We start from the raw sequence: 23847 nt of genomic DNA, 5'->3' as shown, positions 1-23847 counted from the left end.
CCAGGCGGGAGAGGGACGATCCTGGGTCAGTCCGCCAGCTTCTCCACCCGCACCCGGTTGTCGTGGAACGCCGCGCCGCCCACCGGGGCCACCGGATCGGCCCCGGTCAGCGTGTTGATGCCGCGGCCCTCGCGATGGGCCCGTGCCGGCTGGATCTGCTCCGAGACCACCACGCCCCGCCGCACGCCGTCGAACAGCCGCGCCTTGAGCACCACTCGGCCGCGCGGGTTTTCCACCGCCACGAGGTCGCCGGTGGTGACGCCCAGCGCCGCCGCGTCGTCCGGATGGATCAGCAGGGAAGGCTCGCCCTCCCGCGCCACGGAGGTGGGGGTCTCGGTGAAGGAGGAATTGAGGAAGTTGCGCGCCGGTGCGGTGACGAGGCGGAACGGGTGCTCGGCCGTCGCCTCCTCGATCACCGCCCAGTGGTCGGGCAGGGAAGGCATGTCCGCCACCGGGCCGAACCTGGCGGGGGCCGGAAAGCCGAGATTGGCCCAGTCCACGGCGAAGTGGAAGCGCTTGTCGCGGTGGGCGAAGCCGTTGAGGAAATGCGCGTCCTCGAAGCTCTGCGCCACCTCGATGAAACGCGCCTTCTCCAGCTCGTCGACGGGCGCGCGGCCGCTCTCGCGCAGGGTCCAGTCGATGAGCTCGCGCGGGGTCATGGCGAAGCCGGGATGCTCCGCGCCCAGGCGCCGGGCCAAAGCGGCGATGACCTCATGGTTGGAGCGGCACTCGCCCGGCGGCTCCACCAGCTTCGGCCCGAGCTGGATGTGGGGATGTCCGCCCGCCTGGTAGAGGTCGTCATGCTCGGTGAACATGGTGGCGGGCAGCACGATGTCGGCGAGGCGCGCCGTGTCGGTCATGAACTGCTCGTGCACCGCCACGAACAGGTCCTCGCGCGCGAAGCCCGCCCGTACCTTCTCCTGCTCCGGGGCGATGGCCACCGGATTGGTGTTCTGGATGAACAGGGCCTTCACCGGCCCGCCGCCGGCCAGCGCGTCCTCCTCCCCCATGAGGATGGGGCCGATGCGCGACTGGTCGAGCTGGCGGGTCCTGGGATCGAGGAGGTCGAGGCCCTCGATCATCTTCTTGCGCCAGCCATAGGTGCCCGACAGCGAATGCAGCGCCCCTCCGCCCTCATGCTGCCAGCTGCCCGCCACCACCGGAATGGAGCAGACCGCATGCATATTCACCGCCCCGTTGCGGGAGCGGGAGAAGCCGTAGCCGATGCGGAAGAAGGCGCGGGGCGTGGCGCCGACGAGGCGCGCATAGGCCTCGATCTCGTCCGCCGGGAGCCCGCAGATGGCGGCGGCCCAGTCCGGCGTGCGGGTTTCGAGGTGGGCTTCCATCGCCTCGCTGTCCCGCGCGTAGCGGTCGAGATAGGCGCGGTCGGCGTGGCCGTCGCGGAACAGCACGTGCATGACCGCGCAGGCGAGCGCCCCGTCGGTGCCGGGACGGATGAGGAGCGGAATGTCCGCCTGCTCCATGGTGGGGGTGCGATAGACATCCACCACTGCCAGCTTCGCCCCGCGCTCCTTGCGGGCGCGCATGGCGTGGGTCATCACGTTGACCTGGGTGGAGACCGCGTTGGTGCCCCACAAAGTGATGAGATCGGAGGCCGCCATCTCGCGCGGGTCGGCGCCGGAGATGCGCCCGGCGCCCGCCATGTAGCCGCTCCAGGCCGGGTTCACGCAGATGGTGGCGAAGAAGCGCGAATAGCCCTTGGCATGGGTCAGCCGGTTGATGCCGTCGCGCATCACCAGGCCCATGGTGCCGGCATAATAATAGGGCCACACCGATTGGGCGCCGTGGGCGCGCTCGGCCTCCAGCAGGCCTTCGGCGATGCGGTCGAGGGCCTCGTCCCAGGAGATGCGGGTGAACTGGCCGGAGCCCTTGGGGCCGGTGCGCATCAGCGGATGGGTGAGGCGGTCGGGATGGTTCGCCCGCTCCGCATAGCGGGCCACCTTCGCGCAGATGACGCCAGCGGTGTAGCTCTGGGCTTTGGCCCCGCGCACGCGGCCGATGCGGCCGTCGCCCATCACGTCCACCTCGAGGGCGCAGGTGGAGGGGCAGTCATGGGGGCAGACGGAGGCGCGTGTCGTGACGGGACGGTCGGTGGCGCGCGACGTGTTCGGGGCATGCACGTTCATGGCCCGCAAGATAAAGGGGGCGACGGTCGCCGTCGCCCCCATTTCACCCGCCGGCGGTGCGGCTGGCATCAGGCGCCGTGCCCGGCCTCCGCCGTGGCCCGCGCCCGGTTGCGCAGCACGTAGCCCGTGCCCAGCACGATGGCGGCGCCGATGACGCTCGCCACATAATGGGGCAGCGCCGCCGGATGCATGCCGTGGTCGTCCACCTTCACCAGCGACGGGTCGATCTGCTGGAGGAGGTTGAGGGACGTTACATCGCCCACCAGCATCTCGCCGGCGATCCAGCCGAGCAGCGCCGCGCCGGCCCAGATCAGGATGGGGAAGCGGGTGAGCAGCCGCAGCAGCAGCTGCGAGCCGAAGACGATGAGCGGGATGGTCAAAAGCAGGCCGAACACGAACAATTCCCAGTGCCCGCGCGCGGCGGCGGCGATGGCCACCACATTGTCGAGGCTCATGACCGCGTCGGCGATGGCGATGGTGCGCACCGCCTTCCACAGGCTGTCGGAGGCCGCCACCTCGTGGCTGTCGCCGTCATTGTCGGTGACCAGCTTGATGGCGATCCAGAACAGCAGCAGGCCGCCCGCCACCTTCAGGAACGGCACGCCCAGCAGCACCGTGACGGCGAGGGCGAACAGGATGCGCAGCCCCACCGCCGCCCCGGCGCCCAGCAGGATGCCCCATTTGCGCTGCTGGGGTGGCAGCGAACGGCAGGCCAGCGCGATGACGACCGCATTGTCGCCGGAGAGCAGCAGATCGATCCAGATGATCTGCAGAAGCGAGACCCAGAAGGTGGGCGCTGTGAAATCCATCGTCTACTCCTGCTGCGCAAGGGATCGCCCCGCGCGTGGCAACGCTGTGCGCACGACTTCCCTATACCTGTGCTCGTGCGCCTTGGTAGCTGGCGCTAAACCATTGTGGGCCGGGAAAAGCGGCCGATCGGGCGGTTCCCTGTCGGGCCGGATCGGGTCACACCAGCGGGGATCCTAGCGCGCGATGTTCGGTCGTCCTGGCCTCAGGCGGTCGCGCCGGCGTACCCGCGCGGCAGGAGAACATTGATCCGGTTTTTGCAGCAGCGCCAGCCAGAGCACTGGTGAATCGAGCGACATGGTTCCCACCCCGGGCCTTGGATCCCCGCTTGTGCGGGTGGTATTCTGCGTCTTGTGCGCCGTATTATGAATTTTGACGCTACGCTAACCTGCCCCAAGGTCCGGCCTCAAGTAAAACCGGACGCCGCAGCGCACAAATTCGTTCACGCGCTGCGGCATCAGAACGCATGGCCGTCTCCGGCGGGTGGTGCCGCGATGCGGATGCATCGCCGCACCCTGTCCGCTCAGCCGACGATCTCGTTGCCGGAGAAGAACTGGGCGATTTCCACCGCCGCATTCTCGACGCTGTCGGAACCGTGGGCCGAGTTCGCCTCGATGGATTCCGCGAACAGCTTGCGGATGGTGCCGTCCGCCGCATTGGCCGGGTTGGTGGCGCCCATCACTTCGCGGTAGCGGGCGACGGCGTTCTCGCCTTCCAGAACCTGCACCACCACGGGGCCGGAGGTCATGAAGGCGACGAGGTCGCCGAAGAAGGGACGCTCCTTGTGCACGGCATAGAAGGTCTCGGCCTGCGCCTTGGTCATCGCGATGCGCTTCTGGGCCACGATGCGCAGGCCGGCCGTCTCGATGACGGCATTCACGGCGCCGGTGAGGTTGCGACGCGTGGCGTCGGGCTTGATGATCGAGAAGGTGCGCTCGATCGCCATGGGGGACCGTCCTGTCTGTTGCTGGTGGGATGCCGCGAATGTCCCGCGGATGGCGCGGCTCTTAGCAGCCGCGGGGTGACGCGGCAAGGGAAGGGCCGGGGCGGCGGTATTTTGGTGCCTGGTAGATCAAAGAGTAGCGGTCGAACCGCTAGGCCTTGCCCAGCACCGCATCCATGGCCCGCTCCACCGCCTCCGCCGCATCGAAGGCGACCGGCACGCCGAGCACGCGCGGCCAGAACAGGGGCTCCTTGATGGCACCGAGAAACTGTGCCGCCGCGAGCTGCGGGTCGAGCCCCGCCGGCAGCCGGCCCTCGGCGACGAGGGCGGCGAGATAGGCGGCGAGCCCTTTCACCGCCGGCTCCTTGCCGGCGGCGAAATAGGCCTGCGACAGTTCGGGAAAGCGCGGCGCCTCGGCAATGACCAGACGCAGCAGCGGGATCACCTCCGGCCGGGCCCAGTGCTCCGTCAGGCGGCCCACATAGGCGCGCAGAACGGCGCGCGGGTCGCCGCTGGCCTCGGCGGGGATGAGGGGCGCGCGGGTGAAATGGGACCACGCCTCGTCGATCACCGCGCCGAACAGGTCGGCCTTGCCGGGAAAGTGCTGGTAGAGCGTGCGCTTGGAGACCGGCGCCGCGGCGGCCACCGCATCCATGGAGGTGCCCTCATAGCCCTTCTCGAGGAACAGGCCGCGGGCGGCCGCGCGAATGCGCGCGGTGGTGCCGCGGGTGTCGCGGCGGGGCCTGCTCGCAGCCGGGGAGGCTGCTGCGGGGTCAGGGGGCGTCGGCATGGGTGGAGCGGGCTTGGGGGTCATTGACAGAGGTAAACGGTACGGTGTAGTTTACACATACGGCCAGCGCGTGTCGCGCCGTTTGCGATCCCTCTCATCCTCATGAGGTCCCCCATGGACCACCGTCCCCTCGGTCGCTCGGGTCTTTCCGTGTCCGCCATCGGCCTCGGCTGCATGGGCATGTCCGAATTCTACGGCCCCAGCGACGATGAGCAGTCGCTGGCAACCCTAGCAGCGGCCCTCGATCTCGGCATAAATTTCTTCGATACCGCAGATATGTACGGCGTCGGCCACAATGAGCGCCTGCTGGGGCGCTTCCTCAGGGGCCGGCGCGCGGAGGTGATCCTCGCCACCAAGTTCGGCAATGTGCGCGGACCCAATGGCGAGCGCCTCGGCGTTTCCGGCACGCCGGACTATGTGCGCGCCGCCTGCGACGCCAGCCTCGGGCGGCTGGGCATCGACACCATCGACCTTTATTACCAGCACCGCGTGGACCCCAGGACGCCCATCGAGGAGACGGTGGGGGCCATGAAGGGCCTGGTGGAGGCGGGGAAGGTGCGCTTCCTCGGGCTCTCCGAATGTTCGGTGGAGACCCTGCGGCGCGCCCACAAGGTGCATCCGATCACGGCGGTGCAGATCGAATATTCGCTCTGGAGCCGAGAGCCGGAAGCCGGGATGCTGGACGCTTGCCGGGACCTTGGCATCGCCTTCGTCGCCTACAGTCCGCTGGGGCGCTCCTTCCTCACCGGCACGGTGACGAGCCCGGACAGCCTTGCGCCCGATGATTTCCGCCGCGCCAATCCCCGCTTCACCGGCGCGGCGCTGGCGCAGAACCTCAAGCTGACCGAGGCGCTGAAGGATTTCGCCGCGACGAAGGGGGCGACCAGCGCCCAGATCGCCCTGGCCTGGATCCTCGGCAAGCAGGAGCATGTGGTCCCCATCCCTGGCACCAGGCGCATCAAATATCTGGAGGAGAACGCGGCGGCGGCCGCCATCCGCCTGAAGCCGGACGAGATCATGGTCCTCGACGCCCTGTTCGCGCCCGAGGCGGTGGCCGGCACGCGCTATCCCGAGGCCGGCATGGCCCTGCTCGGGCTCTGATGCGAAGCGGGGCGGGCCGGGGGTGACGGTGCCGCCCCTCCCGGCCCGCCACGGCGGCCCCGGCCTGCCGCACGGGCGGTTCACATCCCAAATTTCACATGCTATGCATGGCTCATGTGAATTATGCATTTCACCTAATATGAAATGTGGATGGGAGAGGCTTCATGATTACCCGCCGCGCCGTACTTGCTCTTGCGCTCGCCGGCGCCGCTGCCGCGCCGGTCGGCGCCCTGCCGGCCTTTGCCCAGCAGGGACCGAACTCGCTGCTCAACGTCTCCTATGACATCTCCCGCGAGCTGTTCACCGCCGTGAATGCCGAGTTCATCCCCTTCTGGAAGGAGAAGACCGGCCAGGAGCTGACCGTGAACCAGAGCCATGCCGGCTCCTCGCGCCAGGCCCGCGCCATCATCGAGGGGCTGGAGGCGGACGTGGTTACCTTCAATCAGGTGATCGACGTGGATACGCTGGCCAAGGCCGGCTTCGTGGCCAAGGACTGGCAGGCAAAATTCCCCAATGCCGCCTCGCCGTACTATTCCTTCCCCGCCTTCCTGGTGCGCGCCGGCAATCCCAAGGGCATCAAGGACTGGTCGGACCTGGTGCGCGACGACGTCAAGGTCATCTTCCCCAACCCCAAGACCTCGGGCAATGCGCGCTACACCTATCTGGCCGCCTATGCCTTCGCGCTGGAGCAGAACAAGGGCGACGCCGCCAAGGCCGACGCCTTCGTGAAGAAGCTGCTTGCCAACGTGCCGGTGTTCGACACCGGCGGCCGCGCCGCCACCACCACCTTCGTGGAGCGCGAGACCGGCGACGTGCTGGTGACCTTCGAGGCCGAGACGCGGACCATCGAGGGCCTCTATCCCGACCGCAAGCTGCAGACCGTGGTGCCCTCCGTGAGCCTGCTCGCGGAGTTCCCGGTGGCGGTGGTGGACAAGGTGGTGGACAAGCGCGGCTCGCGCGCCTCGGCCACGGCCTATCTCGACTTCCTCTATTCGCCGGCCGGCCAGACCGTCGCCGCCAAGGCCTTCCACCGGGTGGTGGACCCCAAGGTGGCGGAAGCCTTCAAGGCCCAGTTCCCGCCGGTGCGCCTCGTGAAGGTGGAGGAGGTGTTCGGCGGCTGGCAGAAGCTCCAGGCCGAGCACTTCGCCTCCGGCGCCAGGCTGGATTCCCTGTTCAGCGCCAAATGATCGAGGGATCGAGGTGATCGAAGCGGGTGGGGCCTGCGGGGGCGTGCAAGCGCGTTCCGGCGGCCCGGCCGCCCCAGGTCGCAGCGAAGGGGTGGGCGCCTCAGGCCTGTGTCGCATTCCCGCCCTGTCGGCTTTGGCCGGTGCCGGCGTTCTCCCGCGCGCCCGGCCAGGGCGGTAGGAACATCTTGCCTGCGCTTGAGTTTCGGAGGCGGACGCCTCCCCGGCACGTATTTTGAATGGCTCCAGACCAGCCCCACCGAGCCGCGAGCCGTCATGTCTGAAGCTGCCGAAAGCGAAGTCCTCGATATCCCGCAGGTTTATACCTACCACGTCTTCTGCTGCTTCACGCAGCGGCCGCCCCAGCATCCGCGCGGCTCGTGCGGGGCCAACGGTGCGGCGCCCCTGTGGGAGCGGCTGGGCAAGAAGCTGGAGGCGTCGGGACGGCGCGACATCGCCATGACCTCCTCGGGCTGCCTCAGCTTCTGCCAGGCGGGACCCATCATGGTCGTCTATCCGCAGGGCATCTGGTACACGCCCAAGACCCCGGAAGACATCGACGAGATCGTCTCCTCCCACCTCCTCGGCGGCAAGCCGGTGGAGCGGCTCATCATCGTTCCGCGCATCTGAGGACCGGGCATCCGGTCACGGGCATGGAGGCGCCTGGCGCCTTCATGTCGATGAGCCGCATCCCGAGACGGGTCATGGCGCCTTCGGTGGGGTCGGCCTCCAGGTTCGATTGCGTGCCCTCGGCACCGCCGCTGCAGCGCAGCGCGATGGCGCGATCGAAGGCCACGAAGAGGGTTGCCAGGAGTGGCCGCGCTTCCGCGACGCGGACCTGCTGGGCCGGCTTGTCCGGCGTCAGGCTGGCGATGTCGTCGAGGGTCGGCAGGGCGCGGGCCTTCGATTCCCCCGAGAAGCGCAGGAAGCCCCCCGCCACCGGCGATGAGAGAGCCGCGTTTGGCGCTTTCGGCCTGCCGGATTATCACCTAAGCCTATGATATCGCGTTCATCAAGCGCAGGGTATGGGTCACGTCGGCGGCGTCGTCCTGAGCCCGGTAGACCAGCGAGATGGAGATGGCGCTGAGGCCGGCGCGCAGGGCAAAGCCGCGCCACGACTGCGCGAAAGGCCGCGGGGCATCACCAGCGCAATGGAGCCCCCTCGCATGACGGCCTCTGAGCGGCGGATGCGTCCCTGAGGCGCGCCGCAGGGAGTGGACCTGTCAGGCGTCCCGCTGTTGTCCTCATGGGATGGTCTTGTTCCGTTGCAATGCGCCAGCGCAGCCCCGCGCGCCATGCGCCCGGTACCACTCCCGGTGCATAATCATCGTGGCGCTTGAAGGTTCCCGAGGATCGCGCTTGGATAACCGGGAAATCGCTGTTTTTTTGAATGGAGTGTCATGCCGACCTCGGTTTCCGGTCGAAGACCCGAAGATGCCGCGGCCCCCGGGGGCGCGGACGAGGTCGCGGCCTATCTTTCAGCCTTCGGTGAGCCGGAGGTGGTGGAAGTCCTTCTGCCCGACACCTCGGGGGTGCTTCGCGGCAAATGGATTCCCGGCCATTCCATGCGCAAGATCTGGAAGGACGGCGTCGCCATTCCCCTCTCCATCTTCGGCCTCGACATCTGGGGCTGCGAGGTGGAAGCCACCGAAATCCACATGGAGACAGGCGACAAGGACGGGTTGTGCTGGCCGGTTCCGGGCACGCTGAAGCCGGTGCCCTGGGCGCCGCGCCCCACGGCGCAGGTGCTCATCACCATGCACGAGCCGGACGGGTCGGCCCGCGGCGCGCCGTGGAAGCTGGACCCGCGCCAGCAACTCGCCGCCGTGGTGGAGCGCTTCGCCGCGCGCGGGCTCTCGCCCTGCGTCGCCTTCGAGCTGGAATTCTACCTCCTGAAGCCCGGCACCGCCCCCGGCGCGCCGCCCGAGCCGGTGTTCCAGGCCACGGGGCAGGCACGGCAGAACATGTATGCCATGTCGGACCTCGACGCCTTCGCCGAGGTTCTGCACGACATGCGCGCCGCCTGCGCCGTGCAGGGGTTGCCGGCCGACACCGTGATCTCGGAGGCGGCGCCGGGCCAATTCGAGGTCAATCTTTATCACCGGGTGGATGCGCTGGGGGCGGCCGACGACGCGGTGCTGCTGCGCCGCCTGATCGACGGGGTGGCGCGCCGGCATGGGCTGAGGGCCACCTTCATGGCCAAGCCGCTGGCGGACTTCGCCGGCAACGGCATGCACGTCCATGCGAGCCTGATGGAGCAGGGCGGCGGCAACCTGTTCGCCCGGCCGGACGGGGTCGGGGACGCGGCGCTGCGCCATGCGGCGGGCGGGCTGCTCGCCACCATGGCCGACGCGACGCTGATCTTCGTGCCGAGCTTCAACGGCTATCGCCGCCTGGTGCCGGGCAGCTATGCGCCGACCTCGGTCAGCTGGGGCTTCGACAACCGCCTGGTGGCGGTGCGCGTGCCCAACGGGCCGCTGCACGCCCGCCGGCTGGAGCACCGCATCGCCGGTGCGGAGGCCCACCCCCATCTCGTGCTCGCGGCGATCCTCGCCGGCATGCTGGAGGGGCTGGAGCAGACAATCGAGCCGCCGGCCCCCTTGTCCGGCAACGCCTACGAGCACGAGGCCGCCGAACGCCTTTCCCCCGACATGGAAGTGGCGGTCACCCGCTTTGCCGGCTCCGATTTCATCGCCCGCGCTTTCGGGACGGACTACCGGCGGATCTACGCGGTGATGAAGCAGGAGGAACTCAACGCCTTCCGCAGGGTCATTCTTCCTTTGGAGTATGAAACGTATCTGTGAACCGCCGCGTTTCCTGTTGAGGACCCCTGCTCGACGACATAGCCTTGGCGCCATGGGGCAAAGGTAAAAACAGCCCCTTTCCAGAGGAGAGCGGCGGATGCGTCGTCATATCGTAGCGGCAGTTCTGATGGCCACGCTGAGCCTGACCGGGGCGGCGTCGGCGCAGGACAAGGTCCTCAACGTCTTCAACTGGTCCGATTATATTGACCCGACCGTGCTGGAGGACTTCACCAAGGAAACCGGCATCAAGGTTCGCTATGACGTCTTCGACAGCAACGAGGTGCTGGAGACGAAGCTGCTGGCGGGCAAGACCGGCTACGATGTGGTGGTGCCGTCCGGCTCCTTCCTGCAGCGGCAGATCAAGGCGGGCATCTTCCTGACCCTCGACAAGTCGAAGATCCCGAACCTGCAATACGCCTGGCCCGAGGTGACCAAGCGCCTCGCCGTCTACGATCCGGACAACGCCCACGCCGTCAACTACATGTGGGGCACCACCGGCATCGGCTACAATGTGGACAAGGTGAAGGAACGGCTCGGCGACATTCCCATGAATACGTGGGATATCGTGTTCAAGCCGGAGATCCTGTCCAAGCTCAAGGATTGCGGCGTCTATTTCCTGGACGGCCCGGAGGAGGTGATCCCCTCCGCCATGAAGTATCTGGGGCTCGATCCCAACTCCAAGAACCCGGATGACATCGCCAAGGCCGGCGAACTGCTCATGTCGGTTCGACCCTATATCAAGAAGTTCGATTCGTCGGGCTATATCAACGCCCTGGCTCGCGGCGACATCTGTCTGGCGGTGGGCTGGTCGGGTGACGTGTTCCAGGCCAAGGCCCGCGCCGCCGAGGCCGCGAAGAAGACCAAGAAGCCGCCGGTGAACGTGGCATACGTGATCCCCAAGCAGGGCGCGCTCATGTGGTTCGACAATTTCGCCATCCCCAAGGATGCGAAGAATATCGACAACGCCCTCGTCTTCATCAACTACATGATGCGCCCCGAAGTGGCGGCGAAGAACTCCAATTTCATTTCCTATGCCAACGGAAATCTGGAATCCCAGAAGTTCATCGACAAGGATATCCTGAACAATCCGGCCATCTACCCGGACAAGGAAACGTTCGACCGGTTGTTCATCGTCACCACCAACGAGCCGCCGGTGCAACGGGTCATCACCAAGACCTGGAACAGCTTCAAGCGCGGCAAGTAAGGCGCGGGCTGACGTGAACGGCTGAGCCGGATCATCGCCAAACAAAAAGACCACCGGAAGCAGGCGCTTCCGGTGGTCTTTGCCTGAGTGGCCCCCTCAGCCCTCGGCGAGGGCCTGCTTCACCGCCGCGACAATGCGGTCCTGCGTGGTCTCGTCGAGATAGGCGTGCATGGGCAGGGAGATGACCTCCTCCGCCAGGGTCTCGCACACCGGCAGGATGGCACCGGCGGAGGGATAGTGCTTGTAGGCCGGCTGCAGGTGCATGGGCAGGCGGTAATAGACCGCCGTGGGCACGCCCTGCGCCCTCAGCCTGTCGGCGAGGCCGTCGCGCACGCCGGGGGCGAGGCGGATGGTGTATTGCGCCCACACCGAGGTGGCGCGCGGGTCCACCGCCGGCACCGTGGCGACATCCTTCAAAAGCGCGTTGTAGCGCCGCGCCACCCGCTCGCGCGCCGCGATCTCCTCCTCGAAGATGGCGAGCTTCTCGATCAGCACCGCCGCCTGGATGGTGTCGAGGCGCCCCGTCATGCCGATGCGCACGTTCTGGTACTTGTCCACGCCCTGGCCGTGCTCGCGCAGGCTCTTGAGCACGGTGACCAGCTCGGCGTCGTCGGTGAGGATGGCGCCGCCGTCGCCATAGCAGCCGAGCGGCTTGGCCGGAAAGAAGGAGGTGGCGGTGGCGTCGCCGATGGAGCCGGTGCGCTTGTTGTTCCAGGTGCCGCCGAAACCCTGGGCGGTGTCGCACAGCACCTTCAGGCCATGTTTTTCGGCGATGGGCAGGAGCGCGTCATAGTCGGCCGGCTGGCCGAACAGGTCCACCGGGATCACCACGCGCGGGGTCAGCCCCTGCTCGACGGCCACTGCGATGGCCTGCTCCAGGCTTTCCGGGTCCATGTTGAAGGTGTCGGCCTTCACGTCCACGAACACCGGGGTCGCGCCCACATAGGGCACCACCTCGGCGGTGGCGCAGAAGGTGAAGGCCGGGCAGAACACCGCATCGCCCGCCTTCACGCCCCAGGCCATCAGCAGCAGCGCCAGCGCGTCGGTGCCGCTGGAGCAGGAGACGGCATGCCTGGCGCCGGCGAAGGCCGCGAGCTGCTCCTCGAACGCGCCCACCTCCGGCCCGTTCACGAACCGGCAGGAGGCGAGAACGTCCAGCACCTTCTGGTCGATGCGGGCGCCGATGCGCGCGCGCTGGGCGGCAAGGTCGATGAAGGCGATGGGGGCGTTCTGAGGCATGCTGGAAGCCGTGATGCTCTTGGCCGTCGCGGGAGACGTCATGGATGATCCCTGTCAGGTGCCCGTCGGGCGGGCGGAATGGCGCGGGTGCGGCGGGGCGCTGGACCAGGGCCCCGGTCTTCGACCGGCGCCGGGAGGGTGTCGCTCCGCAACGCGGGCGTTTCCGGGCTGCACATCTTGAGGCCGGTGCCGGCAGCAGCCGGGCGCTGCGCGGACTGGGCCAAGGGCCGGTGAGCCAGGCTCAGGTCCCTTGGTATGAAGCGCGCCGCTGCGAGGCGCCAAGGGCCCGCAGGCGGCCGTGGCCGCCCCGGCCCGCGCTGCGCGCTCAGCCCAAGGCGCGGCGCTTCTCGGCCGAGGCCTCGGAGGGCGCCGTCTTGGCGGCCGCCGAACCCGGCAGGCAGGAGATGGCGATCTCCAGGCTCGACACGCCTTCCTCGCCGGTCACTTCCGGCGCTCGGCCGGTGCGCACGGCGGAGAGGAAGTTCTCCAGCTCGGCGCGCAGCGGCTCGGCATAGGCCACCGGCAGGTGGCGGGTGGAATAGGAGCCGTCCGGCCGGTAGTCGAAATGCTCGGTCACCTGGCGGGTGAGGAGATCGCCGATGACGTATTTCTTCGAGGTCGCCACATGCACCGTGCGCGCCTTGAACGGCGTCAGCCAGTTGGTGTTGATGTGGGCGAGCACGCCCGAGGTGGTGCGGAACTGGAGGAGGGCGATGTCCTCGCGCTCGGCGATGGCGGCGGAGGTCTGCGGCTGCACCTCGAGGATATCCGAGCCGGTGAACCAGCGGATGAGGTCGATGTCGTGCACCGCAAGGTCGATCACCACGCCCACGTTGGACATGCGCGGCGGGAACGGCCCCACCCTCGTGATGGCGATCGACAGCAGGTTCTCGTCGCGGATGGCGTCCTTCACCGCCCGGACGGCGGGATTGAAGCGCTCCACATGGCCGATCATCAGGGTCACGCCCTTGTCGCGGGCGGCGGCGACGATCTCGCGGCCTTCCTCAACCGTGGAGGCGACGGGCTTTTCCACCAGCACCGAGCAGCCGGCTGCGATGACGTCGAGGGCGATGGGGTGGTGCAGGTGGGTGGGCGCCGCCACCACCACGGCGTCGAGGCCGAGGTCGAGCAGCGCGCGGTGGTCGCCCACCGCCTGACAGCCGAGGAAGCTCGCCACCCGCTGCGCCTGCTCCTGGTCCGGATCGGCGACGGCGACGAGCTCCGCGCCGGGAAGCTGGGACAGCACGCGGGCGTGGTTGGAGCCCATGATGCCGATGCCGGTGACACCGATCCGCACCGGCTGGTCGTCCTTCGGGCGAACCCGGGCGCGCTCCGTGCCGGGCGCTGCCGTATGAGCCATTTCAGCCCTCATCAATCATGATACGAAGCGGGCTCCTAGCACATTCACAGTTTAAATGGCGAGGAGCGGCGTCAATCCGGGGGTGGTGCCACGTTCAAGAATTGCATCCGCGTGTTACCGGGGCCGTCCGCGGGTGCGGCGCGTGCCTCTTTCCTCCATCCGCCGCAGGGCTTATCACAGCGCGCTTTTCGCGCTCGCCGTTCCGCGGCGCGAAGGGCGTGCCGCGCGTCAGGCGCGCGTCACCACGTGGGACTGCTTCGTTCGTGGGGGCCGACCCGCAAGCGATCTGGAAGGGGGAGGACGAGCGAACATGCGCAAGATCGTCGCCGGCAAGCTGCACGGCCTCACCGTGACGGGGGCCGACCTGAACTATCACGGCTCCATCACGCTCGATCCCGAGCATTGCGAGGAGGCGGGGATCCTGCCGCTGGAGTTCGTCGAGATCTGGAACCGCAATTCCGGCGCGCGCATCTCCACCTACGTCATCCTGGGCGAGCGCGGCTCGCGCTGCTGCGTGCTCAACGGCGCCGCCGCCCGCACCTGCCAGCCCGGCGACGAGGTCATCATCTGCAATTCGGTCTATGTGCCGGAAGGCGAGATCGTGGCGCTGCGCCCGCGCGTCCTCACCTTCGACAAGGAGAACCGGGTTGTCGGCCGCCTCACCTACGAGGTCACCCGCGACAGCCACGGCGCCTACCATTTTGCCGTGCGCGACGAGCAGGGCGAGGAGAATCCGATCCCGCTCAGAACTTGTAGTTGATGCCGATCCTGGCGGTCTGCGAGGTCACCCCGGCGCTGACCCCGATCGTGTCGTAGGATTTGGAGCCGAGATCCGTGTACAGATACTCGGTCTTGGCGGTCCAGTGGTCGGTGAGCGCATATTCGATGCCGGCGCCGGCGGTCCAGCCGGTATGGGTCTGGGACTGGCTGGCGCCCAGATAGTCGATGGAATTGTTGCCCCAGGCAAAGCCGCCCGTGACATAGGGCAGCACCGGGCCGAAGGCGTAGCCGAGCCGGCCGCGCACCGTGCCGAACAGGTCGAGGGTGCTCGACAATCCAAGGGTCCCGAGCGGCCCGGAGGTGCCGGCGCTGATGTCGCCACCCTGGATATCCGCCTCGACACCGGCCACGATGTTGTTGCCGAACTGGTAATTATAGCCGACCTGCCCGCCGCCGAACCAACCCTTGGGGTCGATGCCGGCCACGCCCGGATCATCCTGGCCGGAGCCCCAGCCATAGCCGGCATTGCCGCCGATATAAAAGCCGGTCCATGAAAAGACGGGGGCTGGAAGTGCCGCCGGGAGCGCCGGGGCCGTGCGCCCGAGGTCCGCGGCTGCCGCGGGCGCAGCCATCAGCGCGCCCGAGACGAGCGCGGCCGACACTACCGAACCGGCGAAGAGCATCCGCGTCATGGGTCCGCTCCCGAAGGGAAGGATCATAGCGGCGCAAGCCTCGCCGGTCGAGCCGGCGCAGGCGGGGCGGATCGGCGGCAAAGCCGTGGCGGCACAGGGCTGGTGACCGGTCCGGCGTTCACGAATGCGTGCGACCGGCAGGCGGGTCCAAACGAAAAGGGCTCCCGGCCATCGGCCGGAAGCCCAGTGTCACGTCATGCGCTCACGCACGGGGCGTGGGATCAGAACTTGTAGTTCACGCCGAGCTTGGCGGTGCTGATGTTCGAGCCCACGGAATAGGTGTCGCCGTAGAAGTCGGTGGCGGAGTTCTTGTCGAAGCCGAGATAGAGATACTCGGCCTTGACGGTCCAGTTGTTGGTGATGGCGTACTCGACGCCGGCGCCGGCGGTCCAGCCCCACTTGGTGTCGTCGTAGGTGGCGCCGTAGAAGTCGCTGAAGTTCTGCTTGGCCCAGGCCGCGCCGCCGGTGATGTACGGCAGGAAGCGATCCATGGCGAAGCCGAGGCGGGCGCGGATGGTGCCGAAATAGTCGATGTTCTGCGAGATTTCGCCGCCGGTCAGCGGGCCGCCCACGGCGATGGTGGAGCTGCCGATGTCGGACCAGTCGAAATCGGCCTCGGCGCCGATCACGACGTTGTTGGCGAACTGGTAATTATAGCCGAGCTGGAAACCGCCGATGAAACCGTTGCTGCTGCCGGGGCTGTAGGAATAGCTGTAGGGCGAGCCGAACGGGGTGAAGTCGTAGGTGTTGTCAGCCCAGCCCCAGCCGACGTTGCCGCCGATGTAGAAGCCGGTCCAAGAGAACACCTGCACCGGAATGGGCGCCGCCTTCACAGGGTAGCGGTTGGCGAGATCCGCCGCGGACGCAGAGCCGGCGAGGAGAGCGAGGGCAGTGGCGCCCAGAAGTGCACGCTTCAACATGTTCATTACCTTTGTTTGTCATCCGGCTCGGCCCGGGGGCGTCGCCGATGGGTGGTTCCTTCATACAGTCCCGGGGTGCGGGCGTCTGTAACTCTCGTGCCACACCCGCAAAATCAAACCGGGCATAGATGTGGCAAAATCCTAGCAATTGTTCAGGCTTGTGACGGATCATTTCGTAAAAAAGGCAAACCCGAGATGCTTCCAAGGTTTTGCCTCAATTTATGCCGCTGGGTCATGCAACCTGATCAGAAGCGATAATTGACGCCGGCCCGCAGAATATTGGCGTTGATGCCACTTTCCACGGGTCCGATCACTGTCGGATAGGTTGCGCTGCCGAGGTCTACGTAAAGATATTCGGCGCGTGCGCTCCAGTTGCGATCGAAGGCCATCTCCGCGCCGGCGCCGATGGTCCATCCGGTCTGGGTCGAATTGGAGGAGAGGCCGAGGATCTCCAGGCTGCCCTGGCCATAGGCAAGGCCGCCCGTGCTGTAGACCAGGAACCGGTCGAACGCCCAGCCGAGGCGGCCGCGCACCGTGCCCAGATAATTGAGGCTGTAGCCCCCTGCGGACAGGCCGGAGAGGTTGAAGTCGGCCTCGATGCCCAGCACGAACGGGCTGGCGAACTGGAAATTGTAGCCGGCCTGGACACCGCCGATGAACCCGCCCGGATCGCTGTTCACGGTGGAGCCCCAGCCATAGCCGGCATTCGCGCCGATATAGAAGCCGGTCCAGGTGAAGGCCGCCACGGGCTGCACGTAGGGCGCGGGATAGCGACCGGAGAGGTCGGCTGCGACCGCCGGGGCGGCGAGGGTTACTCCCGCCACCAGCGCGGCGGAAGCAAGCAGACGGGAACGCATGAACGGGTCCTCCAGGTGCTGCCAGGTGCTGCCGGAGGTTTCGGTCCGGCACTCGGCGCACCCTCGCAGACGAACCTTGCCCAAATCTGTCCCCAAGCCCCCGGCAGCGCGGATGGCTAACGCCCGGTTAAGCCTGCAAGTATTTGATTTATAAATACAAAGACACCAAAGCGCCCACCGGTGCGCCACCCGGGTAGGTCGGGGCTTTGGCGGCGTGGTTGAGCGGGCGTTAACGGCCGGGAGCCACCGGCGATTTCATCTGGCGGCCGGGCGCATTACATAGCCCTCATGACCGGCAGACGCCCCATCGACCCGCCCGAGATCGCCATGGCCCGTGACCAGGCCGCCCTTCCGTCCGAATCGGACGAGATGGAGGAGGCGGAGGAGGCCGGCCTCCTCGCCCTCGACGCGGGCGACGCGCCTGAGCCCGGCGCGGAAAGCCTCGCCAGCGGCCGCGAGGCCATCATCCGCGCGGCGAAGCACGCGCCCGCGGGCCCCGGCGTCTACCGCATGATCGCGGCGGACAGCACGGTGCTCTATGTGGGCAAGGCCAAGAGTATCAAAAAGCGGGTGCTCAGCTATACCCGCCCCGTGGGCCATACCAACCGCATCGCGCGGATGATCGCGGCCACCGCGTCCATGGAATTCGTCTCCACCCGCACCGAGCCGGAGGCTCTGCTGCTGGAGGCCAACCTCATCAAGCAGCTGAAGCCGCGCTTCAACGTGCTGCTGCGGGACGACAAGTCGTTCCCCTATATCCTCATCACCGCCGATCACGTCTCGCCGCAGATCACCAAGCACCGCGGCGCGCGCAACCGGCCGGGGGATTATTACGGGCCGTTCGCCAGCGTGTGGGCGGTGGACCGCACCATCAACGCGCTGGAGCGCGCCTTCCTGCTGCGCTCGTGTTCCGACAGCTATTACGAGAACCGCACGCGCCCGTGCCTCCTCCACCAGATCAAGCGCTGCGCCGGCCCCTGCACCGGAGAGGTGAGCCATTCCGATTATGCCGAACTGGTGCGCGAGGCCCGCGCCTTCCTCTCCGGCCGCTCGCGCGCCGTTAAGGAAGAGCTGGCACAGGAGATGGAGGCCGCCTCCCAGGAGCTGGAGTTCGAGCGCGCCGCCCGCCTGCGTGATCGCCTCGCCGCGCTGTCCGCCGTTCAGGGGTCGCAGGGCATCAATCCGCGCGGGGTGGAGGAGGCGGACGTGTTCGCCTGCCACCAGCAGGGCGGGGCTACCTGCATCGAGGTGTTCTTCTTCCGCACCGGGCAGAACTGGGGCAACCGGGCCTACTATCCCCGCGCCGACCGCTCGCTTTCGGAAGCCGAGGTGCTGGGCGCCTTCCTGGCCCAGTTCTACGAGGACAAGCCCTGTCCGCGCCTCATCCTGTTGTCCCACAAGGTGGAGGACGGGGCGCTCCTCGCCGAGGCGCTCTCGGAGAAGGCCGGCCACCGCATCGAGATCGCCGTGCCCCAGCGCGGCGAGAAGCGCGACCTCGTGGACCATGCGCTCCAGAATGCCCGCGAGGCCCTCGCCCGCACCCTCGCGGAGAGCGCCACCCAGGCGCGGCTGCTGGAGGGGGTGGCGGCGGCCTTCGGTCTCAAGGGACCGCCGCAGCGCATCGAGGTCTACGACAATTCCCACATCATGGGCACCAATGCGGTGGGCGGCATGATCGTGGCGGGGCCGGAAGGCTTCCGCAAATCCCAGTACCGCAAGTTCAACATCAAGTCGGCGGACATCGTGCCCGGCGACGATTTCGGCATGATGCGCGAGGTGCTGCGCCGCCGCTTCTCGCGGCTGCTCAAGGAGGCGCCGCGCGCGGGGGAGCCCGCGCCGGGCGTCCGGGAGCCGGACGCAACGGAAGGGAGAAGCGGTGCCGCTGGCGAGGTGCGCGCGCTCCAATCCGCTGCGCCGCCCGTCATGCCCGGCCCTGTGCCGGGCATCCACGCGGAGCCCGCGCACGTGGAAGAAGGCGCCCGGCCGCCGGGCGTGGATGGCCGGGACGAGCCCGGCCATGACGGCGGTTCTGCCGGGCCGGTCACGCCGACGCAGGTGAAAGCGGTGCCTTCGAGCGCGGGACCGGACGAGCAGCCCCTGCCCGGCCGGGAGGAGGCGGAAGCGCTCGCGGACGCCACCGAAGCCTCGCCGTGGCCCGACCTCGTGCTCATCGACGGCGGGCTCGGCCAGCTCAATGCGGCGCGCGCGGTGCTGGACGAACTGGGCATCACCGACGTGCCGCTGGTGGGCATCGCCAAGGGGCTCGACCGCGAGGCGGGGCGCGAGCAGTTCTTCCTGCCCGGCCGCACGCCCTTCCGCATGGAGCCGCGCGATCCGGTGCTGTATTTTATCCAGCGCCTGCGCGACGAGGCGCACCGCTTCGCCATCGGCTCCCATCGCGCCCGGCGCAAGAAGGACATCACCGAGGCCGGGCTTCAGGCCATTCCCGGCGTCGGGCCCACACGCAAGCGCGCGCTGCTGCGCCATTTCGGCACGCTCAAGGCCATCGAGCGCGCGTCCCTCGCCGACCTCGAGCAGGTGGCGGGCATCAATGCCGGCACCGCCAAAGCGGTCTATGATTATTTTCATGAGCGGCCGCCGGGCTGACGCTTGCCGCGGCGCGCCGCGCGCGGGGAGGCTTTCGCCCGCCGCCCGCGCGGCCTAAATAGAACCCGTCCGCGTCCTGAGGGCGCGGGCAATGGCGGACTCCGACGGCAGAGATGTGATGGCAGAGGCAGCGACCCGTTCTCCCACCACCGCGCCCGGCCGGGGCGGGCGGGGCCACGCGCTCTCGCTGCCCAACATCCTCACCTATTCGCGCTGCCTGGCGGTGCCGCTGGTGGCGGCCTGCCTGTTCTGGTCCGACATCCTGGAGGGCGGGCTGTGGCTGCGCTGGGTGGCGCTCGTGCTCTACATTGCAGCCGCGGTCACGGATTTCTTCGACGGCTATCTCGCCCGCGCCTGGTCGCAGCAATCGGCCATCGGGCGGATGCTGGACCCCATCGCCGACAAGCTGCTGGTCTCCACCTGCCTGCTGATGTTCGCCTCCGACGGCACCATACGGGGCTGGTCCCTGTGGGCGGCCATCGTCATCCTGTGCCGGGAGATCCTGGTGTCCGGCCTGCGCGAGTTCCTGGCCGAGCTGCGCGTCTCGGTGCCGGTCTCCCGCCTCGCCAAGTGGAAGACCACGCTCCAGCTCGTCGCCGTGGGCGTGCTCATCACGGGGCCGGCCGGGGAGAGCGTGCTGCCGGGGGTGAACCTCGTGGGGCTGACGCTGCTGTGGGTCTCGGCCGTGCTCACGCTCTATACAGGCTATGATTATTTCCGGGCCGGCGCCCGCCACCTGGTGGAGGACGAGCGGTGAAGATCCTGTATTTCGCCTGGCTGCGCGAGCGCGTCGGGGTGGCGGAGGAAGAGGTGGCGCCGCCGCCGGAGGTGGCGACCGTGGCCGATCTCGCCCGCTGGCTCGCCGGCCGCGACGAGGCCCACGCTCACGCCTTCGAGAATGCGGCCGTGGTCCGCGCCGCCCTCGACCGGCGCCACGTGAAGCCGGACGCGCCGCTGGCCGGGGTGCGGGAAGTGGCCTTCTTCCCGCCCATGACCGGAGGCTGAGCCGTGTTTTCCGTCCGCATCCAGCGCGAACCCTTCGACGCGGCGGCCGAGGCGGCGCGCCTTGCGCAAGGGCGCACCGATGTGGGCGGCATCGTCACCTTCACCGGCCTGTGCCGGGCCGATGCAGGGGCGGAGGGCGCGGCCCTCGCGGCGCTCACCCTGGAGCATTATCCCGGCATGGCGGAGGAGGAGATCGAGCGCCACGTGGCGGAGGCCCGCGCGCGCTGGCCGCTGCTCGGCGCCATCGTGGTGCACCGGCACGGACGGCTGGTGCCCGGCGACCCCATCGTCTTCGTCGCCACCGCCTCGGCGCACCGTGCTGCGGCGTTCGCGGCGGCGGAGTTCCTCATGGACTGGCTGAAGACCAGCGCCCCCTTCTGGAAGAAGGAGGAGTTGGCGGGGCAAGGCCCCGAGGCCGGCGCCTGGGTCGAGGCCAAGGCCAGCGACGACGCGGCGGCCGAGCGCTGGGCGCGGGACTGACCCTCTCGGCGATTGCCTTTCCCCGCGACGCGCTCCGGCGACCCGCACCCGCCCTCAGACAAGGAAGGCGCCGTGCGTTCCTGTGGGCGGCGAGGAAGGGGCTGGCGATGGGCACGTTCGTATAGGACCGCCAGGTGCCGCCGGGGCCGGGCTCCAGATAGCCCCAGTTGGCGAGCTCGATGCCGAACGACTTGTCGTTGAACGAGGTCAGCCCGCCCCATGACGAGCGCCCGGCATGATTGGCGGCGGTGTGGAAATCCACGCACTGGATCGTCGAGCCGTCGCGGTCGACGACGACATGGGCGGAGGACTTGCAGGGGTTGTCCTGGAACCAATGGGCGCTGGAGAGGGCCGAGGCGCCGTAGGTGAAGTGCATGATGAGGATGTGCGGCGTCCGCCCGAACGCGCCGCCCGTGTGCGATGCCGGTGAAGCGATGCGCTCCACCGCGCGGCCGTCCTGCTCAAGTCGATGGCGTGTGTTGATGGCGTAGCCCATGCCACCTCCTGACCCCAGCGTCCCGACATCCTCAGGTTATTAAGCTGATATAAATCAATCAATAGTTGTGTATTGCGGCATCCGGTATCCGGGGATGCAGCCGCGTCCCCATGCGGATGGCCTGCCGCCCTCCGCAGCCCCTTGCGTCCCGCCTTGGGCCACGTCTATGAAACACAGGCGCCCTCCCGAAGAGCCGGGCAACGGTCTCCGCGCTGGTGAGAGAAACGATCCAGAGAAGCGATCCATGGATTTTCGTGTCTCCCTCGACGGTCGCTCCGCCCTGGTGACGGGCGCGTCCGGAGGTCTCGGGGCCTTTTTTGCCGAGCGGCTGGCTGCCGCCGGGGCGCGCGTGGCGGTGGCCGCGCGCCGGCGTGACGCCTGCGCCGAATTGTGCGCCCGCATCGAGGCTGCCGGCGGCACCGCGCTGCCCGTCGCCCTCGATGTCTGCGACGAGGCCTCTGCCGCAGCGGCGGTGGGGGAGGTGGTGGCGGCGTTCGGCGGCCTCGACATCCTCGTCAACAATGCCGGCGTCACCGGCACCACGCCGCTCATGGACGAGACCGCCGAGGCGTGGGACCGCATCCTCGACACCAACCTGAAGGGTGGCTTCCTGGTGGGCAGGGAGGCGGCGCGCGCCATGGCGAAGGCAGGGCGCGGCGGCCGCATCGTCAATGTGGCGTCGATCCTTGGCCTGCGCATCGCCGGGCAGGTGGCGGCCTATGCGGCCTCCAAGGCGGCCCTGGTGCAGCTGACGAAGTCCATGGCGCTCGAATGGGCGCGGCACTCCATCCAGGCCAACGCTTTGTGCCCCGGCTATGTGGAAACCGACCTCAACCGCGATTTCTTCTCGAGTCCGGCGGGCGAGGCGCTGATCAAGCGTATTCCCTCCCGCCGCCTCGGCACCCTCGACGATCTCGAGGGCCCGCTCCTGTTCCTGTGCTCCGACGCCGCCCGCTACGTGACCGGGACGACGCTGGTGGTCGATGGCGGCCACCTCGTCTCATCCCTGTGACGGCGCTGCGGCGCGCAATTCCGCACGGTCCCGCTTCCGCTTGAGGGGCCGGCCTCTTAAGGTCATCGAGGCGTCAGCGCCGAGGAGGAAATGATGCGACACAAGGTGTACCCGGACGCGAAAAGTGCCCTGGAGGGCGTCGTCTCCGACGGCCAGCTGATCATGGCGGGGGGGTTCGGCCTCTGCGGCATTCCCGAGAATCTGATCGCCGCGATCCGCGAACTTGGGCCCAAGCACCTCACCGTCGTGTCGAACAATTGCGGCGTGGACGATTTCGGCCTCGGCATCCTGCTCGCCAACGGCCAGATCAAGAAGATGATCTCGTCCTACGTGGGTGAGAACAAGCTGTTCGAGCAGCTTTATCTCGCCGGCGATCTCGAGCTGGAGTTCAACCCGCAGGGCACGCTGGCCGAGCGCATCCGTGCGGGCGGCGCCGGCATTCCCGGCTTCTACACCAAGACCGGCTACGGCACGATCATCGCCGAGGGCAAGCCGACCCGCGAGTTCAATGGCCAGCACTATGTGCTGGAGACCGGCCTCATCGCCGACCTGTCCATCATCAAGGCGTGGAAGGCCGACAAGGAAGGCAACCTCGTCTATCGCAAGACGGCGCGCAACTTCAACCCGATGATGGCCACCGCCGGCAAGGTGACCATCGCCGAGGTGGAGGAACTGGTGGAGATCGGCGACCTCGATCCCGACACCATCCATACCCCCGGCATCTATGTGGACCGCATCGTCGTCAGCAAGGGCGCCGAGAAGCGCATCGAGAAGGTGACCACCCGCAAGCGCCCCGAGGAGGTGAAGTGATGGCCTGGACCCGTGACGAGATGGCGGCCCGCGCCGCCCAGCAGATCCGCGACGGCTTCTACGTGAACCTCGGCATCGGCATCCCCACCCTGGTCGCCAATGCGCTGCCCCCCGGCATGACCGTGAGCTTCCAGAGCGAGAACGGCATGCTCGGCATCGGCCCCTTCCCTTACGAGGGCGAGGAGGATCCCGACCTCATCAACGCCGGCAAGCAGACCGTGACCGAGGTGCCGGACACATCCTATTTCTCCTCGTCCGACTCGTTCGCCATGATCCGCGGCGGCCATATGGACCTCTCCATCCTCGGCTCCATGCAGGTGTCGGAGCAGGGCGACATCGCCAACTGGATGGTGCCCGGCAAGATGGTGAAGGGCATGGGCGGGGCCATGGATCTGGTGGCCGGCGCCAAGGAGGTCATCGTGCTGATGGAGCACGTGGAGAAGTCCGGCGCGCCGAAGCTGGTGGAGCGCTGCACCCTCCCGCTCACCGGCACCCATGTGACCGACTTCGTCATCACCGACCTCGCCGTGTTCGAGTTCACGAAGCGCGGCGGCACGCTGGTGCTGAAGGAACTGGCGCCGGGCGTCAGCCTTGACGAGGTCAAGGCCAAGACGGCGGCCAAGTTCGAGGTGGGCCTCGCCTGAGCGCGTCCCGCTCCTGACGAAGAAG

General features: G+C 68.0%; 23 protein-coding genes and 1 pseudogene. 13 read left to right on the top strand and 11 right to left on the bottom strand.

Going from position 1 to position 23847, the window contains the following annotated elements:
• Positions 1-26: 26 nt before the first annotated feature.
• The 4 genes from K9U40_RS03330 to K9U40_RS03315 all read right to left on the bottom strand — a co-directional run bounded on the left by K9U40_RS03330 (position 27) and on the right by K9U40_RS03315 (position 4687).
• On the bottom strand, positions 27-2147 hold the full coding sequence (locus K9U40_RS03330) for a molybdopterin-containing oxidoreductase family protein (protein WP_282888794.1): 2121 nt from the start codon (positions 2145-2147) through the stop codon (positions 27-29).
• Positions 2148-2215: 68 nt separating this feature from the next.
• Complete coding sequence (locus K9U40_RS03325; protein ID WP_282888793.1) at positions 2216-2956, bottom strand: TerC family protein; 741 nt, start codon at positions 2954-2956, stop codon at positions 2216-2218.
• 521 nt (positions 2957-3477) lie between these two features.
• Positions 3478-3900 (bottom strand): nucleoside-diphosphate kinase, encoded by a 423-nt coding sequence (gene ndk, locus K9U40_RS03320; RefSeq protein ID WP_282888792.1) that lies wholly within the window; start codon positions 3898-3900, stop codon positions 3478-3480.
• Positions 3901-4048: 148 nt separating this feature from the next.
• Positions 4049-4687 (bottom strand): TetR/AcrR family transcriptional regulator, encoded by a 639-nt coding sequence (locus K9U40_RS03315; RefSeq protein ID WP_282888791.1) that lies wholly within the window; start codon positions 4685-4687, stop codon positions 4049-4051.
• 114 nt (positions 4688-4801) lie between these two features.
• On the opposite strand from K9U40_RS03315, the gene K9U40_RS03310 reads away from it, so the two are divergent.
• The 3 genes from K9U40_RS03310 (at position 4802) to K9U40_RS03300 (ending at position 7602) form a co-directional block, all read left to right on the top strand.
• A complete protein-coding gene (locus tag K9U40_RS03310) occupies positions 4802-5788 on the top strand; it encodes an aldo/keto reductase (protein WP_282888790.1) in 987 nt (328 codons plus the stop codon).
• A 164-nt stretch (positions 5789-5952) separates the two neighbouring features.
• Positions 5953-6975 (top strand): sulfate ABC transporter substrate-binding protein, encoded by a 1023-nt coding sequence (locus K9U40_RS03305; RefSeq protein WP_282888789.1) that lies wholly within the window; start codon positions 5953-5955, stop codon positions 6973-6975.
• A gap of 273 nt (positions 6976-7248) precedes the next feature.
• Entirely contained in the window at positions 7249-7602 is a 354-nt protein-coding gene (locus K9U40_RS03300; protein WP_282888788.1) for a (2Fe-2S) ferredoxin domain-containing protein, read from the top strand.
• Here the strand turns inward: K9U40_RS03300 and K9U40_RS03295 are convergent.
• Complete coding sequence (locus K9U40_RS03295; RefSeq protein WP_282888787.1) at positions 7583-7912, bottom strand: CHASE3 domain-containing protein; 330 nt, start codon at positions 7910-7912, stop codon at positions 7583-7585. The genes K9U40_RS03300 and K9U40_RS03295 overlap by 20 nt on opposite strands.
• A gap of 460 nt (positions 7913-8372) precedes the next feature.
• Here K9U40_RS03295 and K9U40_RS03290 point away from each other — a divergent pair, with 460 nt between their 5' ends.
• Together K9U40_RS03290 and K9U40_RS03285 are read left to right on the top strand one after the other, a co-directional pair.
• Positions 8373-9776 (top strand): glutamine synthetase family protein, encoded by a 1404-nt coding sequence (locus tag K9U40_RS03290; protein ID WP_282888786.1) that lies wholly within the window; start codon positions 8373-8375, stop codon positions 9774-9776.
• 97 nt (positions 9777-9873) lie between these two features.
• Positions 9874-10980 carry a polyamine ABC transporter substrate-binding protein gene (locus K9U40_RS03285; protein ID WP_282888785.1) on the top strand — a complete coding sequence of 369 codons (1107 nt, stop codon included), beginning with the start codon at positions 9874-9876 and terminating at the stop codon, positions 10978-10980.
• A gap of 96 nt (positions 10981-11076) precedes the next feature.
• Here the strand turns inward: K9U40_RS03285 and K9U40_RS03280 are convergent, their stop codons facing one another.
• Positions 11077-12219, bottom strand: coding sequence for a DegT/DnrJ/EryC1/StrS family aminotransferase (locus K9U40_RS03280; RefSeq protein ID WP_282888784.1), 1143 nt, complete (start codon positions 12217-12219; stop codon positions 11077-11079).
• Positions 12220-12544: 325 nt separating this feature from the next.
• The gene (locus tag K9U40_RS03275) at positions 12545-13579 is read right to left on the bottom strand and encodes a Gfo/Idh/MocA family protein (RefSeq protein WP_282888783.1); all 1035 of its coding nucleotides are present in this window, start codon (positions 13577-13579) and stop codon (positions 12545-12547) included.
• 310 nt (positions 13580-13889) lie between these two features.
• Between K9U40_RS03275 and panD the strand changes: the two genes are divergently transcribed.
• Positions 13890-14339, top strand: coding sequence for an aspartate 1-decarboxylase (panD, locus tag K9U40_RS03270; protein ID WP_282888782.1), 450 nt, complete (start codon positions 13890-13892; stop codon positions 14337-14339).
• Here panD and K9U40_RS03265 read toward each other — a convergent pair.
• The 3 genes from K9U40_RS03265 to K9U40_RS03255 all read right to left on the bottom strand — a co-directional run bounded on the left by K9U40_RS03265 (position 14323) and on the right by K9U40_RS03255 (position 16768).
• A complete protein-coding gene (locus tag K9U40_RS03265; RefSeq protein ID WP_349239404.1) occupies positions 14323-14991 on the bottom strand; it encodes an outer membrane protein in 669 nt (222 codons plus the stop codon). The two genes, panD and K9U40_RS03265, sit on opposite strands and share 17 nt — an antisense overlap.
• A gap of 221 nt (positions 14992-15212) precedes the next feature.
• Positions 15213-15911, bottom strand: coding sequence for an outer membrane protein (locus tag K9U40_RS03260; protein WP_282888781.1), 699 nt, complete (start codon positions 15909-15911; stop codon positions 15213-15215).
• A gap of 245 nt (positions 15912-16156) precedes the next feature.
• Positions 16157-16768 (bottom strand): outer membrane protein, encoded by a 612-nt coding sequence (locus tag K9U40_RS03255; RefSeq protein WP_282888780.1) that lies wholly within the window; start codon positions 16766-16768, stop codon positions 16157-16159.
• A 288-nt stretch (positions 16769-17056) separates the two neighbouring features.
• On the opposite strand from K9U40_RS03255, the gene uvrC reads away from it, so the two are divergent.
• From uvrC to K9U40_RS03235, 4 genes are all read left to right on the top strand, one after another.
• Positions 17057-19375, top strand: coding sequence for an excinuclease ABC subunit UvrC (gene uvrC / locus K9U40_RS03250; protein WP_349239403.1), 2319 nt, complete (start codon positions 17057-17059; stop codon positions 19373-19375).
• A gap of 118 nt (positions 19376-19493) precedes the next feature.
• Positions 19494-20132 (top strand): CDP-diacylglycerol--glycerol-3-phosphate 3-phosphatidyltransferase, encoded by a 639-nt coding sequence (pgsA, locus tag K9U40_RS03245; protein WP_282888779.1) that lies wholly within the window; start codon positions 19494-19496, stop codon positions 20130-20132.
• Positions 20129-20380 carry a molybdopterin converting factor subunit 1 gene (moaD, locus tag K9U40_RS03240; RefSeq protein WP_282888778.1) on the top strand — a complete coding sequence of 84 codons (252 nt, stop codon included), beginning with the start codon at positions 20129-20131 and terminating at the stop codon, positions 20378-20380. Before pgsA ends, moaD begins: the two co-directional genes overlap by 4 nt.
• A gap of 3 nt (positions 20381-20383) precedes the next feature.
• The gene (locus K9U40_RS03235; RefSeq protein ID WP_282888777.1) at positions 20384-20860 is read left to right on the top strand and encodes a molybdenum cofactor biosynthesis protein MoaE; all 477 of its coding nucleotides are present in this window, start codon (positions 20384-20386) and stop codon (positions 20858-20860) included.
• 130 nt (positions 20861-20990) lie between these two features.
• Here the strand turns inward: K9U40_RS03235 and K9U40_RS24765 are convergent.
• Positions 20991-21356: pseudogene (locus K9U40_RS24765) on the bottom strand (N-acetylmuramoyl-L-alanine amidase); the annotation flags it as partial.
• Positions 21357-21600: 244 nt separating this feature from the next.
• Between K9U40_RS24765 and K9U40_RS03230 the strand changes: the two are divergent.
• The 3 genes from K9U40_RS03230 (at position 21601) to K9U40_RS03220 (ending at position 23822) form a co-directional block, all read left to right on the top strand.
• On the top strand, positions 21601-22368 hold the full coding sequence (locus K9U40_RS03230) for an SDR family NAD(P)-dependent oxidoreductase (RefSeq protein WP_282888776.1): 768 nt from the start codon (positions 21601-21603) through the stop codon (positions 22366-22368).
• Positions 22369-22458: 90 nt separating this feature from the next.
• Positions 22459-23178, top strand: coding sequence for a CoA transferase subunit A (locus K9U40_RS03225; RefSeq protein WP_282888775.1), 720 nt, complete (start codon positions 22459-22461; stop codon positions 23176-23178).
• A complete protein-coding gene (locus K9U40_RS03220) occupies positions 23178-23822 on the top strand; it encodes a CoA transferase subunit B (RefSeq protein WP_282888774.1) in 645 nt (214 codons plus the stop codon). Before K9U40_RS03225 ends, K9U40_RS03220 begins: the two co-directional genes overlap by 1 nt.
• The last annotated feature ends 25 nt before the right edge of the window (positions 23823-23847 follow it).

The sequence above is a fragment of the Xanthobacter autotrophicus genome, from assembly GCF_030015065.1.
GTDB classification, from domain to species: Bacteria; Pseudomonadota; Alphaproteobacteria; order Rhizobiales; family Xanthobacteraceae; genus Xanthobacter; species Xanthobacter autotrophicus_D.
The sequence above is the reverse complement of the archived record's forward strand: the minus strand, read 5'-3'. Positions and strand labels throughout refer to the sequence as shown.